Origin of the sequence: Dapis purpurea BLCC-M126, from assembly GCF_050015975.1 — a bacterium.
Taxonomy (GTDB): Bacteria; Cyanobacteriota; Cyanobacteriia; order Cyanobacteriales; family Microcoleaceae; genus Trichodesmium.
Genome location: NZ_JBNHER010000037.1, coordinates 13,910 through 29,589, shown reverse-complemented (window position 1 = coordinate 29,589; position 15,680 = coordinate 13,910). Strand labels below are relative to the sequence as shown.

Annotated in this window: 10 protein-coding genes; 4 read left to right on the top strand and 6 right to left on the bottom strand. The window is 34.6% G+C overall.

The annotated features are described in order from the left end of the window. Window positions 1–892 precede the first annotated feature (892 nt). Complete coding sequence (gene trpE, locus ACP6PL_RS04305) at window positions 893–2,428, bottom strand: anthranilate synthase component I (protein WP_426542908.1); 1,536 nt, start codon at window positions 2,426–2,428, stop codon at window positions 893–895. A 398-nt stretch (window positions 2,429–2,826) separates the two neighbouring features. Continuing rightward, window positions 2,827–3,255, bottom strand: coding sequence for a photosystem I reaction center subunit II PsaD (gene psaD / locus ACP6PL_RS04300; protein WP_426542906.1), 429 nt, complete (start codon window positions 3,253–3,255; stop codon window positions 2,827–2,829). A 621-nt stretch (window positions 3,256–3,876) separates the two neighbouring features. Here psaD and ACP6PL_RS04295 point away from each other — a divergent pair. After that, window positions 3,877–4,206 (top strand): STAS domain-containing protein, encoded by a 330-nt coding sequence (locus tag ACP6PL_RS04295; protein WP_426542904.1) that lies wholly within the window; start codon window positions 3,877–3,879, stop codon window positions 4,204–4,206. 36 nt (window positions 4,207–4,242) lie between these two features. Here ACP6PL_RS04295 and ACP6PL_RS04290 read toward each other — a convergent pair whose 3' ends face one another. From ACP6PL_RS04290 to gloB, 4 genes are all read right to left on the bottom strand, one after another. After that, a complete protein-coding gene (locus ACP6PL_RS04290) occupies window positions 4,243–6,285 on the bottom strand; it encodes a DICT sensory domain-containing protein (RefSeq protein ID WP_426542902.1) in 2,043 nt (680 codons plus the stop codon). A gap of 836 nt (window positions 6,286–7,121) precedes the next feature. Further along, complete coding sequence (locus tag ACP6PL_RS04285) at window positions 7,122–7,439, bottom strand: DUF2973 domain-containing protein (RefSeq protein ID WP_426542900.1); 318 nt, start codon at window positions 7,437–7,439, stop codon at window positions 7,122–7,124. Between the two features lie 273 nt (window positions 7,440–7,712). Continuing rightward, window positions 7,713–8,030: a DUF2605 domain-containing protein gene (locus tag ACP6PL_RS04280; RefSeq protein WP_426542898.1), complete on the bottom strand. Its 318-nt coding sequence runs from the start codon at window positions 8,028–8,030 to the stop codon at window positions 7,713–7,715. Between the two features lie 960 nt (window positions 8,031–8,990). Continuing rightward, window positions 8,991–9,764, bottom strand: a complete 774-nt coding sequence (gene gloB, locus ACP6PL_RS04275) for a hydroxyacylglutathione hydrolase (protein ID WP_426542896.1) — start codon at window positions 9,762–9,764, stop codon at window positions 8,991–8,993. Window positions 9,765–10,155: 391 nt separating this feature from the next. On the opposite strand from gloB, the gene ACP6PL_RS04270 reads away from it, so the two are divergent. The 3 genes from ACP6PL_RS04270 (at window position 10,156) to ACP6PL_RS04260 (ending at window position 15,045) form a co-directional block, all read left to right on the top strand. Continuing rightward, window positions 10,156–10,368, top strand: coding sequence for a hypothetical protein (locus ACP6PL_RS04270; protein ID WP_426542894.1), 213 nt, complete (start codon window positions 10,156–10,158; stop codon window positions 10,366–10,368). A 1,417-nt stretch (window positions 10,369–11,785) separates the two neighbouring features. Then, on the top strand, window positions 11,786–12,958 hold the full coding sequence (locus ACP6PL_RS04265; RefSeq protein WP_426542892.1) for a glycosyltransferase family 4 protein: 1,173 nt from the start codon (window positions 11,786–11,788) through the stop codon (window positions 12,956–12,958). A gap of 62 nt (window positions 12,959–13,020) precedes the next feature. Continuing rightward, window positions 13,021–15,045, top strand: coding sequence for an ABC transporter ATP-binding protein (locus ACP6PL_RS04260; RefSeq protein WP_426542890.1), 2,025 nt, complete (start codon window positions 13,021–13,023; stop codon window positions 15,043–15,045). Window positions 15,046–15,680: the final 635 nt, after the last annotated feature.

The following is a 15,680-nucleotide window of genomic DNA, read 5'->3' as shown; positions in this document are numbered from 1 at the left end:
AATATTTTGGCTTCCAAATGACTAGACGCATTCCCAATAGAGTTACGGGAACAGGGATTTCTGGGTCAAGATCTTCAATAGGTGAAAGAGGATACCAATGCTGAAAAAAGTTGAATTCGGTTTGCATTTGATTTGTTGTTATGGTTCAAAAATTAGGGAATAGAGAGTAGGGAGTAGTTAGCAGAAATGGGAATTATAGAGGAAGTATAAGGAAAAATTTTCTGTTGATTTTTCGGCTATTACCCAAAATGCTAAATTTTTGCAGCTCTATGTTTCAAAAAGCTGGCACTTTTTTCGTCCTACAAAGGCTCAAGCATTTATATATAAATGCTTCGATAGTTAATCAGCAAGCCCTACTTCATAACTTAAGTCTTGAGCAATTATAGAGTTATTTTTGGGAATTGTATAGTCATTTCAGTTATCAGTTATCAGTACCTCTGCCTTAACCATTGGGATTGAAATACTGAAGATTCTTTCTTTCATACTCTTAAAAGGGGAAGCTTGAGACCTTATTTTTTGGTCAAAAATAATCTTACCGAATAATTAATAATTATTAATTAAATAATTCACCCTTTAAAGCCTTCCCAATAAAGGGGAAAAAGCGGTCTAGGGATGGCGACGTCTCCCGCTCTTGCAGAGGATCTGCCTCTTTCAGAGGAGCTTTGCTAACGCTAACGCTTTTCATGTCGGCTCTTAGCCGAAACGCCATATCCAATCGACCAAGACAAGAAATAATATTTCCTTATATTTAATTCCGTTACGGTTTTAACCAGAGGTAATTATCCATTATCCATTATCCATTATTCATTATCCATTATCCATTATCCATTATCCATTATTCATTATCCATTATTCATTATCCATTAATGAACCCTACTCCCTACTCCTTCTTTTAATTACTTTTTAAACACCTAATTGCCTCTAACAAACCTCTAGCTTTATTGATAGTTTCCTCATACTCTGTTTCCGGTACAGAATCTGCAACTAAACCAGCACCCGCTTGCACAGTTACGGTATGTTTTCCATTATTTTTCGGCCTAACAACCATAGTTCTGATAGTAATGGCACTATTCAACTGACCCTCAAAATCATAATATCCATAAACCCCAGAATAAACCCCTCGCCTACAGGGTTCTATTTCATTAATTATTTCCATCGCTCTAATTTTCGGCGCACCACTCACAGTTCCTGCAGGAAAACAAGCTTTTAATAAATCCCAAGCAGTTTGATCGTTTGCCAATTCTCCCACTACATTACTTACAATGTGCATCACATGAGAATAACGTTCAATTACCATTAACTCATCAACTTTTACTGTTCCCACTTGACAAACTCGCCCCAAATCATTCCGACCTAAATCAACTAACATAATATGTTCCGCTCTTTCCTTGGGGTCTTGCAACAACTCCTCAGCTAAAGCATTATCTTCTGCATAAGTTTTGCCACGACGACGGGTACCAGCAATAGGTCTAACAGTAGCAAGACGTTTACCATCTGGTGTATTTTCTGCTTTTACCATAACTTCCGGACTCGAACCAATAATTTGCCAATCACCAAAATTAAAATAGCCCATATATGGAGAAGGGTTGATTAATCGCAGGGAACGATACAGAGCAAAAGGTTCTCCTATATATTCGGTAGAAAGTTGTTGAGAAATAACTACCTGAAAAATATCTCCTGCTTTAATATAGTCTTTGGCTTTCTCAACGTTGGCACAAAATTCTTCGCGGGGTGTGTTGCTGGTATATATCTCTGCAACTTCTTTATCTTTCTCTCCTGGTGGTTGCCATTCTAGTAAAGTATTTTGTCGCGATAGGGGAGATTGTAATTTATCTACTAACTGAGAAACGCGATCGCAAGTTTGTTGATAAACTGCCTCCAAGTCTACCTCTGGAGAACGGATTTCAGCGTAGGCGATCGCCCAAATTTTCCGCTTCACCTGGTCAAAAACTAACAGATTATCTACCTGCATCCACAAACCATCAGGTAAATCATTTTTGGTAGCTGGATAAACAGCAACACGGGGCTCGATCCAGCGAATCAACTCATAACCCCAGAAACCAAATAACCCGCCAATACCAGGAGGCAATTGAGGTAATTTTACAGGTTTATAGGCTTCGAGACAGTTATTTAAAGCATTAAAGGGATCACCATCAAAAGTGTTAACTCTACCATCACGGTAAGTTTGGGTAGTGCGATTGCCTCTTGCTTCCAATATCCACAATGGATCACAACCAAGAAAACTATAACGTCCAATTTTCTCCCCACCTTCAACTGATTCTAGTAAAAAACTGTACGGTCTATCAGCACAAACACGATACCAAGCAGAAACAGGAGTATCGAGGTCTGCTACCCATTCTTGGTATACAGGTACAAAGTTACCTTGTTTTGCTAGCTGGGAAAATTGGGAGAAGTCTGGAAATATCATAAATTTTGCAAGTTTTAGATTTAAGATTCAGCAACCAACACTTTATAGCTGAAGTCAGAAGTCAGAAGTTAAATTTTGGCTGTGACTATATTTTAGAGGAGCAATAATGCCTTAATAGTAATGCCGACTGGTATATCTGAATTACATATTGTAACTATCTTATTATCCATCAACTTCTTGATCGGACTGAGTAAGAAAATCTATTATTTATATAATTTTTTTTTCTTTCCTTCTTCCTTCTTCCTTCATAAAATTAAAACCTCAGCCTCAGATGAAATATCTGAAAGCTGAGGTGTGAATCGTTAAATGATAGGAGAGGCAAAAAATATTGCCAGTATTAAAAGCCTATATTATCTACGGTTCATCCTATCCCATATTTTAACTGATAAATCTAAGTCCTATGCGTCGTAGGCTTGTTTGCCAGTAAACTTAAGGGTAGCTGGTTCTGGGTTACTACCAATATTGCGGTCAACCTTACCTGCATAAGGACGGCCTTCATTCACCTTCTCAGGGAAGACACCATCTTTTGGATGTAGGTATTCGTTAGAACCATCAGGGAAAACCCGATAGATTTTGAAGTTTTCAATTCTGGGCTTGAATTTAGTCCGTAGTTGAGTACCGAGGGCCAAGCATTGCTCTTTGCGGGCTAAATAGAGTAGGTTTTCACCTTCGTTCATAATAGCTGCGCCACCTGTAGGCATTTCAAACACCTGTTCTTTAGAGCTAGTCCAGGTAATAGCATACTTTTCTTCAACTTCGGCCTTGGTTAGCAAGCCACCAGTGCTGCCACCAAAAATTGGAGGTTGTCCTGTTAATTCGTCTGTCATAGATTTCTAATATGAACCTTTTTATGGAATGGTATCACCAGGGTTACTCAGGTTTAAGAAATTGTAAGGTTCTGTTACAAAAGGATTGTTAGAACTTAGGCCACACTATTGGCCATTAACTGTCATTGCCATTATAGTTGTCCAAATTTACAATTTAAAAAGTGGGTAATTGCAATAGTCCTCTTGAATTTGTCAATACTTTTTTTTAGCTTAGATAAATAATTGAATAATATTGCTTGATTTTAATTACTTCAAGTATATAGCGCTACTCATTAATATTAGGACATTTTTCTATTCCTTATTCCCTATTCCCTATTCGCTTTAAGCCTAAATTAATTTATTGTCCTGACTAATTAACTTAGTGTTATAGCAACTATTTTTTAATCATCAACCCCAGTAAAAATTACTATTTTTATATGAAACAGAAAAATTAATGCTACAAAAAATTCTGCATAACCCTATTAAATATAGGGAAATATGTATTAAATATAGGGAAATATGTAGCTAAAGTTGAGTCGTTTATATTAGCTAATCTTAGAACTTAGATAGTTAGTTTTTGTTAATTCCTTGAATTTTATAATTTTATTTTTACTTATTATTTATATATTAGGATTATATTATATGGAAGCAATTTTATTTCGCCCTCAAGGCAATTTAGATTTAAAGGGAAGTTATCGACTCAAGCAAATAGTAGATAAACTAATTTTCCAAAGCAAAAATTTATACTGGATCATAGATTTGGCATTGGTCAACAAAATTAATAATTTTGGTTTGACTACTTTAGTTTTCGTCCGCAAAATTGCTGAAAAAAGAGGATGTGACTTATATCTTTTCAATCTCCAAGATGATATTCAAGTAGTTTTTCACATTACCGGACTAGACAAAGAATTTCAAATTTTAGAAGATGAAACATTCATCGATTCATTGAAACCTAAACTACTACTTTGCTAGCTCTTCAATTTATTAATTAAGTTCCTTTCCTATTTATTATTGCTTCTGAGTATTATCAACAATTGGAATAGTAAAATGAAACTCACTACCCCGATCTTTACCAGCCGACTCAGCCCAAATTGTACCCCCTAAACGACTAATAATCTGACGACAAATAGCTAAACCTAAGCCAGTACCACCAACACTACGTCGTAAAGCACCTTCTTCTTGATAAAAACGATCAAATACAGCCTCTAACCTATTAGGTTCAATCCCACGACCAGTATCAGAGATAGTCACCTTCAACATATTCTCACTATTAGAAGTCGCTCTAATTATTACTCTTCCTTCAGCTTGAGTAAACTTACAAGCATTGTCCAAAAGTTTTGACAAGACCTCTACTAGCCATTCTCCATCGGCCAAGACTAAAGGTAGTTCTGCCGATACCTGAGTAGTAATATTTGGCAACTCCTGTTCTAATTTGTGGGCCTTGATACTACTTAGAGCTAAATCAACACATTCTAATAGAGGTAAATATTCTATATTCCATTGAACTCGGCCACTTTCTAAATGAGACAATGTTAAGAAATCTTGCACAAGATGACGCATTCTATCTGCATCTGCCAATGCAGTTTCTAGCATGACTTGACGTAACTCTTCAGGCATATCCGGTTCTTGACTAAGACTTTCTAAGCAAACTTGGATAGTAGATAGAGGAGTCCTTAGCTCATGGCCAGTAATAGCAATTAAATTACTCCGAGTCCGGTCAAGAGCCTCTAATTGTTGATTTAATTCTTCTAGGTGAGTATAAGTTTCTGCCTGAATCAAAGTCATACTTAACTGAGTAGCTATCGCTTCGACTAAATCTATTTGTTCTTCAGACCACTTATGGGGACACGATCCACAATTATGTAATTCCACCATACCTAATAGTCGTCCCTGATACAACAGCGGTATCATCAACCACCTAGAAATCTCCCATTGAGATATTAAATTTTGTAGACAATTTTTGCCCCGATCTTTTTCAGTTGCTAGTGTTTCTGTCAGCAAATACTCAGGTAGTAAACTTGTATCTTCTATATATACTCGCCCTTGAGTTTGAACAACTTTCTGAAACAGGGAATTCTCTTTTAGAGGCCATACCTGATTAAGCAAAGATTTAACTGATGGACTTAAATACTCGTGAGTAATAGTTCCTATTGTATCCGCAGGCCGACACTGATAGATCAAACATCGGCTGGCCAAAAGTGCTTCTCCTAGTTCTTGCACTGCCACTTTGATAATCTCATCAGGATCTAGCGATCGCCTCATGGCAGTAGAGATAATATTAATTAAGCGTTGTTTTTGTTCTTGAGCTGCAATTGAGCGATAAGCTTTAATTAACTTATATTGACTTGCTTGCAAATAAGTCACCAAACGTTGGGCAAAAGGATTACTAAAGTTATTATTTCCAACTACTTCTGAAGCTTTCTTATTAAGACCATTAGAACTAGATTTATTTTTAGCAGATTTTTTTCGCTTCCTTAAATCCAAATTGATGCCATAAATTTCTACAGCTTGTTGAACCTTTTCCTTTAACTCTGGTCTATATTTAAGGATTAGATAAAGTAATAATGTTGCAGATTCGAGACATACCTGACGGTCAAAAGTCCAGATACCTTCAAACCTCCGTGCTTGCTCCATTCCACTAAACTGAGATGTTTCATCAACTAGGCCAGAATTATCACACTCATTGCAAATCAAACAACTTGAATATTCCTGACCAAGGATCAATAGATTCCATTCCCTACTTAAAGCATCTTTAGGATTAAAAGCTACTGTTTCGTAATATTCAGAAGAATTTTTAAACTCCGTTTCTGGTGCAGCTAGCACATATACTTGGGATGTGAGTTTAGCAATTCTTCGATAACGGTGAGCTTCTTGACGATAAAAACGCTCTTTCTGAAAAGTTGCTATTACCAGGGGTCGATCAGAACCTGCTAACACCTGCTCTTCCATCGCATGAGATAGAGCAGTCAGAGATGACTTAAAATAAATTTGTGGTCTGAGCTGTGGAACCTCTAGCACTAATTCTGCTAATACGGATTTGGGAATAGTCATCTGGCGGTTACTTTTTAACCTACTGCATTACTAACATCAAATATACATTGTTGATTTGACATCCTTACCACACTACATTTTTAGGGCAATTATTTCTACTAGGTTTTCAACCTCTGAGTAGGTTAACGCTTTATCAAATGTTGCTATCATTTGTGATACTTAAACTTTTTCCACCTTAGCTTTTAGTATCCGTTTTGCTTTCGCTCGGCGACATAAAAAGCTCCTCTGCAAGAGGTATAATCTCTGGCTAGTATATAAAAAACTTAGTTAGTTGGAATTTTATCAAATATACCAGTAATTGTTAGCCATTGCACATAATGAACAAAAATTAATTATTTTACATTAGTCTCGATTAAATCTAGTCTAGAGCTTCCACTAGGTCTGTCCACGAACTTAAAATTGGGTATAAGTCGCCCCAGTATAATACAAAAGTTTTTTTTGATGATGATGCACAGTAATGGTATAGGAAATCTGGCAGGTGTTGGAAAAAATATATTCTCACCATTACTATGCATGAGAACCGTTTTTTGAATCGCTTTATTGTTTTAATTAGGGTCTGCTGAATCAGCTTCAAAAAAGTGTAATATATCGGTAAAAAACATAGATATTTTCCTAATATAACTGGGGAAAATAGATCAAAATTAATAGTAAAACTATTATCCATTGCTTATTTCGCATTATCCCAATCAGCAAAACAATTTTTCAGCAAACTTTAATTACTATCTTTAAACTAATTGTTTTTATAAAGTATAAAATAACTTGCTATTGGTTATCAGTTTTTTAGGGAACAAACCAATAGCAAGTTTTTGACATTTTATTAATTTTATGGTATTTATCTATTTACTTTTTTCATCTCTAGTTTCACCAGTTGAACCAACCTCAGAATTATAAATAGCATCCAACTGTTCACGAGCTTCTTGTACATTAACAGAGCGCATCACTAACAAAGGCTCATCAATAAAATTCCCAGATTCATCTAATAGTTCTGGATGTGGAATTCTACGAGACTTAGAATGGGAGTCTCGACTGGACGACCCTCGATTTGAGGACAAAGATTGAGACTCAAGTCCCACTGTTAAAAGACTACGGATTAAATTACGAACAGCCAAAACAGCAATAGTAGTGAAGGCTAGGATATAAAGCAGATGTAACATAGTTTTCTCCTCAAGGCTAAATCGCCACTTAGCAAATTTTAAAAAAGTTAAACAGTTTTTCTGGTTTTATCACTTTCAGTCTGGATAAGTTTTATAAGCAGGAATTATCTTATTTGGGTATGTCATCATCATTTCCAGAGTGGGTCGTGTTGTCACTATAAATTAACAATTATCAACTTCAAAACTGTTTGCCAATCAAAAGCTAACCCAACCTGTTTCTTGATTCAGGATATGATTCTAGGTTTAGACTAACTTTGATCGTGATTTTACATTCTATCTAGATTGCTCTTTGCGAAACCGCATCGCAACTTGCCAACATTCGGTTAGTAGCTGATGCCAAGGCATGAGCACTGTAGTTTCTACCCCAACTTGACCTCCAGTTGCTTGAAAAAGAGCTTGTGCTGTATTTACTTCCTGTTGAGCTTGCTTCACCCTATTAAGTAAGTCGAATTGCTCACTGCTACTCAGAAAAGTAATTTCTTCTCTCTCCAATAACTGGCGGGAGCGCTCAAACCAATACTTGAAATCCTCTAACAAGGGTTGCAGGACAGCTTTAAGCAAGTCTGGTTCTGGCAATTTGGGGTTTAGCATTTTTCTAAATTAGTTTCTTATTCTAGTTTAATCTTAACACTCTTTACAATTTTTAACATTTTGCTTAATAAATGTTTGAAAATAAGCTATTGAGATTTGAAAACAACAGGAATAAGGATTTCACAGCCAAAACCAGTTACCTTTTACAATTATATTCTCAATAAAACCTTATTCATTTATACATACTTAAGGTACAAAAAATGCTATTGCTCACAATAATTTTTGTGACTTTACTCAAAAGTCACAATTGAAGCTTTACAGTATCTAAGCTTGCAGGCATAAAAAAGCAAATATCCTAAATTTCATTTTCTTAGCCTTCAGAAAAGTTTAACAGAAGTTTAGATAGGGGAGCCGTCGGATTGGCGACCTACAGAAGTTGTTTTTCTCACGGGGATGCTTGAGCAACCCTCCAAAAACATTTTGCCAATTAAGGCGGGGATTTTAGACCCAATTATTTTGATAAAATAACGGGATCCTGAAAGATTTACTCATGTCCTTGAGAAAAAAATACCTTAAAAATTAGAGCAAAAAGCTGATGCACTAATGCTGTCAGATCAAATAGCCTATTCTTTTCATATATAGAGATTTAAGTGATTTTTAGACTATTGAGCAAAAAATAAGCTTAATAAACTACCCTTGGATAGAGTATGAAAAAAATAAACTTCAGTATTTCAGGCCCAAGGTACTTATAATGGGCAACTGATAACCGACAAATAAAATGACCTATTCCCTTTGCCCTTTTGAGATTTATATCTTTGAGTTAGGCCACAAAAACATCAAACTCCCTTTAAGCCTAAAAAAACTGGATGCTGGTGCATAGTAATGGTATACGAGGTTTGGTAAGTTTGGGAGGTGTGGGAAAAAAATATATGTTCTCACCATTACTATGCAGGAATACCAAAAAGTGAAATGCAACCTGAACAATTCTTTCGTCTATGTAGAATTGCCTCGAACGTTAAGTTAAAATCTATCCTTTTTTCCTCGCAGACGGGCAAAAGTTTGTACCGGATCTTGACTTTGAACTGCTAATTGTAAAGGAAGTTGATCCCAGCGCAGAAAAGGATTTGTAAGTTTTTCTACACCAATCATCGATGGTACAGTTGCTTCATTACGACTGCGTGCTGCCTTAACTTCAGCAAAACGAGCTTGTAAGTCAGGATTTTCCTGATCGACAGTCATAGCAAACTGTAAATTCTTCAAAGTGTATTCATGGGCACACCATATTCGTGTATTTTCAGGTAAATTACGCAACTTACTCAAAGACTCTAGCATTTGGACTGGTGTCCCTTCAAATAAACGACCACAACCACCAGCAAACAAAGTATCGCCACAAAATAATTCTCCTGTTTCTCCAGCAACTAAAGGAGGAAAATAATAAGCAATATGGCCACTTGTATGACCAGGCACAAATAAAACCTCTCCCACTTGCTGGGCAAACTGGACGCGATCGCCTTCCTGTAAAAATACCTTTTGTCCAGGAATTCTACCTCGGTCCTCAACTCCAGCATAAACTGTTAATTGGGGAAACTTTTGGATTAAGTGTTGATTAGCACCTACATGGTCGTGGTGATGATGAGTATTGAAAATAGCCACCAACTCAGCCCCCAGTGATTGAACTTTCTCTAGCACTGGTTTGACTTCGGCTGGATCAACTACAGCCGCAATCTTTTGATTTGGGTCATGTAGTAAGAAGATATAGTTATCTGAAAGTGCTGGTAGTCGATAAATTTCCATAAAAACTAAATTAATGCCTTATCTACAAAATTTTTATTCAAGAATCTTTACTCTCTTATATTATTAAATTAACTTAATTAGAGAATAAAGGTACTATGAAATGATTTGTCAAAAATCAAAAAATATATAAAAATTATGAATGTATTACCTCTATTTCTACTATTTCAAGATATTTTTCTACAAGCACACTGAGGATTTCTATATTCTTGGTTTAATAGTAGTTTCATAGGTGTATTATTGACATATATGACTTGCGCAGAGACAATATATATAGTGCAAAAAACTATAACGTTATAGTTTTTGAACTCTACATCTACATATAGTATCTTTAGAGTAAGTCCTGATACAATCAATCCTAAATCAAAAAATTATAGATAGTAGATAAGAAGTTATGTTATGGAGTGAGCAAAATCAACCAAAGGTAACAATCAATCAAATGGTGAACCGAATTATGACATCGGGTAAACTTAATCGTAATGAACACCTACAACTTACTTCCTCAATTTTATGTGGTAAAAAAATAACAGATGAAGAAAGACACCAAATTAATCAGATATTTGACTTAATTCAAATGGGTAAAATCAACTTGATTTATGATAATTAATCAAGCTGGTATGATGGATATGAATTTAGAGAAAATAAGTTCTCTAACTTTTATTTTTCTCTATCAGGTATCATTGAAGTTTTCTGCCGAGGTAATATTCCGTGGGTGTAGAAGTAGGCTATGTTTTTCAAGAACGTTTAGGAGGAGAAAGCAAAGTTACCTGGAAACAATATATATATAGAATATTTATAACACTTGCTAACTTTAAGATTGGCAAATGACCAATTAGTAGATTGCTCCGATTTGTTATAGTTGGCTTTAGTGGTGTATCTCTAGATATAGCAACATTTTATTTATTGCGTGAACTATGGGTTTGGGCTTAACTCCTAGTGCTAGGTTATCTGTAGAAATAGGAATTATTAATAATTTTCTGTGGAATGACATATCGGCTTCCGGATATATATCCTGTTCCCAACTTGGTTGGCAGAAAAGGGTCAAAAGGTTATTAAAATTAAATTAGATTAAATTTAATTTAATTTGTCTGACTGGCTTAATTTTTAATTGACTAATTGTGAATTTATTATTCTTTTTGGAATTAATGAGTATCTGGCTAAGTTAATAGCAATTCATACTGTTAATTTATAAAGATTATGGGTAAAGATGAAACTAAGTTGGGGAGTAGGGTTATTTAATTCTCAAAAGTGTATTTCTGTGTATTGACAAGAATGCGTAGTGTCAGCCTTGCTAAATTTGAACTTATGATGGCTAAAAGCCAGTAAATTAATTGCCCATATCTAGAATGAAATAGCACTAGTTGGGGAGCGACTCAAGTAGATAATATAATTCTAGATATAGTCATTTTAAATAAGAATGGAATAGAGAGAATTTTGTCAGCCCTTTCAATAAATGGTTGAAGTCTAAGTAAGTTTCCAGACTTAATGAAAAATACTATAAATATAAATACTTAGTCGTGTAGCGATGGTTGTTCAACCTTTTTGAGGTAAAGTTTTTTTCTTGTTATCTGTTCCCACCTGTATCCCTATTACCTAAAATCTCAAATTTATTACCTAGCTCATAGTTAAAAATTACTATACTTAGTAATTTCTATTCAGGATACATAAGGAAGATTTGAAATATCTAATTTTTTTTACTCTCTAATACCAATTCACTTTAAGGATGTCACAAAAAATTTCAAACTTTATATGTGAAATAATTTCCAGAAATTACTGTGGTATCAAAGTTTCAAGTCTATCAAATATTACTTTTGACTTTTGATTTTTGACTTTTGACTTCCATGAAAGAGTTTAACTAGGTTAACATTAAGTAGATTTATGGTTAAATTAAAAAAGTATTAGGCAAATTTGACTGGCGATCGCGTAGTGAAACGTAGTTTTATCAAGAAGCAGAACGGAGTTCTATCACTACTTGAGATGGTTAAAAATTTTTGTACTAACCTAGAATTTGGAGGCTTGCAGATTTGGTAAAAATTTCCATAATAGCTAGCGATCTATCTAGCAGTGGAGCTGGCAGATGGGGAGGAGCAGTCCGTCCTTTTTTATTGTCTCAAGCTCTAAAAAAGATTGGATGTGATGTAGAAATATTAGGCTTTGTTGATGCAAGTTCTCCTATAAATATTAGTCAGACAGAAATATCCATTATTCCTATTTATAGCAAAAAATATTATCCAGGATTTTTACTTTCTGCTAAAGAACTGTTAGATAAAATTAGTGGAGATATTATTTATGCTTACAAACTTAAACCAAGTAGTCTTGGTTTAGCCCTGATCAAAAAAATGCAGACCAGTAGGCAAGTATTTTTGGATATTGATGATTGGGAATTAAGCTGGCATGGAGGAGATAATTGGAAATATCGTCCTAGTATTAAACAATTAGCTAGAGATATTTTGAAGCCAGAAGGAGCATTACGACAACCAGACCATCCCTTTTATTTAAAATGGATCGAAAGTTTTACCTCAAGAGCAGACAGGGTTACTCTACACAATCAATTTCTCAAAAAACGTTTTGGTGGTATTTATTTGCCAAATGGCAAAGACACAAATTTATTTGACCCAAATAAGTACGATCCAGAGGTAAGTAGAACTCGTTATGGCTTGAGTGATTATAGAATATTAATGTTTCCAGGAGCGCCCCGACCTTATAAAGGAGTGGAGGATGTTTTAATAGCTTTAGACAAACTTAATCAGCCAGATTTAAGATTGGTAATTGTTGGTGGTAGTCCCTATGACGATTATGATCGTCAATTAAAAGAAAAATGGGGACGTTGGATAATTCAAATGGAAAAATATCCACCTACAGTTATGCCAGAAATTGTAGCTGCGGCTCATATAATAGTAGTTCCTCAAAGAGATACTCCTGAAGCCAAGGCACAATTTCCATTAAAATTAACTGATGGAATGGCAATGGCTAAACCAATTATCGCAACAAAAGTGGGGGATATTCCTGAAATTGTAGGCGATACTGGTTATTTGGTTGAACCTAGTTCTCCCGAACAAATAGCAGCAAAAATTGAATTAATATTTAATGATTTAACAGCAGCAAATAGCCAAGGAATTAAGGCTAGAGAAAGATGTATTAAAAACTATAGTATTGATGCTATGGCAACTATTTTATCAGACTTAATCAAAATTTAGTAAGTATATATTAAAAGTAGTAATAATTCAGAGAATTTAATTTAGACACAAGGAAAATATTAATGTCTGCAAGAGAATTTATCTTAAAATTTATTCTTCGTAAACCTTTCAATATTCAAATTATTGGAAATATTATATTAGGATTTGCTAGCGGATTATTTAATGGAGTTAATACAGCACTAATAGTACCTATACTACTGCAAATTTCTGGGCAAGAAATTGAGCTGAAAGGTTCTCCACCGATAATTAAATTTTTACTATCTCCTTTTGATGGAGTTCCAGAAAAGTATCGCCTTCTGGTGATGCTTTTAGCAGTTATATTAACTATTGTTCTGAAAAATTTAACGACATATTTAAGAAGTTTATTGACAGTAGCCTTTAATCGTAGTCTGACAAATACTATTAAGTCGGAAATGTTCCAAACATTAATGGATAGCGATTTAGATTTCTTCACGAAAGTAAAAGTGGGAGATTTAACAAAACGTTTAGGCTCAGATACAGCTCAATGTACAGGAACAATTAGTGCTTATGTTAATTTAATAACTCAATTAATCACTATTTCCTTATTTGTCAGTTTACTAATTTCTATTTCTTGGCAACTTACTTTAATTTCTTCTCTATTGGTAGGTTTAATAGCAGCAATTAATCAGCTATTTATTCGTCAGTCAAAGAAATATGGAGTTGTTTTAAATAAGGAACAAAAAAATTATGCAATTAAGGTAATTGAGACTCTAAGTGGTATTCGGTTAATTAAATCAGTAAGTAGTGAAAATAGAGAATATAAACAGTTAAGAAAATTAATGCTTTCCCTTGAGGATATAGCGTTGAGAGCAAAAATGAATTCAGCGTTAATAGCTCCTGTCAATGAAGTGACAAGCATGATGACAGTAATCGGTATTTTATTATTAGGTAGATATTTATTTGCCGATCAAATTGCAAATGTTTCTGCTATCCTACTTACCTATCTTTTAGTTCTATTTCGTCTACTACCTATTGTCTCTCAAATTAATAACAGTCGCAATCAAATTGCCAAAGGTGCCGCTAGTTTTGATATGGCTGTAGACTTATGGAGAAGAGATAATAAACCAATTATGAAACCTGGTTCCATACCTTTTCAAAAGGTGAGGAGAAAAATTCATTTTAAGAAAATTTCCTTCTCTTACCCAGGTACTGATAATTTAGTTATCAGAAATGTTGATATATCTGTGCCTAGAGGTAAAACTTTAGCATTAGTCGGAGGTTCAGGAGCAGGTAAGTCAACATTTGCCGATCTACTACCAAGATTTTATGACCCTACTTCTGGTTCAATTACTATAGATGGTATTGACTTGCGTGAGTTTGATATTACCAGTCTCAGGAGGAAGACTGGTATTGTTAGTCAAACTACTCATTTGTTTAACGATACGGTAAAAAATAATATTATTTATGCTCGTCCTGATGCTACAGAAGATGAAATTATTAAAGCGGCTCAACAAGCTAATGCTTATGATTTTATTATGGGCTTGCCCAAACAATGGGAAACTGAGATAGGGGATCGCGGTGTCATGCTTTCGGGAGGTCAACGACAAAGATTGGCCATTGCTAGGGCGCTATTGCAAGATCCAGAAATATTAATTTTAGACGAGGCCACTAGTGCCCTTGATACAGTTTCTGAACGTTTAGTGCAGGAGGCCATTGATAAATTAAGTCGCGATCGCACAGTTTTAGTTATTGCCCACCGTCTCTCAACAATTCAAAATGCTGATCAAATAGCTGTTTTAGATCGTGGAAAGTTAGTTGAAATGGGTACTCATTTAGAACTTCTAGAAAAACCAGATGGTTACTATCATCGTCTATATTCTATACAGTTTGGTGACCCATCTGAAGCTGATAAATATATTGACCAGCAAGTTTTAGCTAAGGCATCTTATGAAGCTCGTGGTTTTCTCAACAAAATTATTGGTTCTTTAACATTACTAGCTGATGAAATAGTTGACACACCTGAAGAAAAAATAGAACTTACTGAAGAAGCTTTTCAGTCATCAATTTCTCTTCTAAGAACTTTAGAGATATTTGAAAATCAAATGGCAGATCGTAATAAAGCTTAATTATAAAATTGTCAGCATTTTCTGCAGAATGCTGCGCAAACATCTTTGAGCACTCAGCCATCCAAAATTAATAATGGATAATTATATCTCAATTTATCAATTGCTTTTACCTCCTTGTTATTCTTTATAATTTTTTATTATAGGGGTTTTCATAAAGGTAGACTAAAAAACTTCTTCCTTCTTCTTTATAAACCCAAATCTCTGTACTCTATATTAATGAAAACTGCTGTTATAATATCCGCTGGTATTGAAGTGTGTAAACAAGAGGGTTAATATCTATAGGAAATTTAAGTTTTTTCGTGCTTTTAACCATTCTTTTTTCCCTCTAGATAACTAAAGCCTTCTTCCTTACCCTTACTTAGAATACTGATGCCACCGAACATGATATATAGCAATGAGCGCTCACATATTTACATACTACTATTATCATCAAGTGTAATACAAAGCTCTACTAATATTACCAATACTTTGAATTTACTACATTAGTAATTATTTGTATCATGTAAACACACCAGCGCTCATTGCTATAATTAGGGTTACTGAAAAGTAAAGGTATAAAGCATTCTATTTCAACATAAAAAAAGTGCTAGGATATTTTCTTATTCTTATATTCAATTCCGTTACGGTTTTTCTTG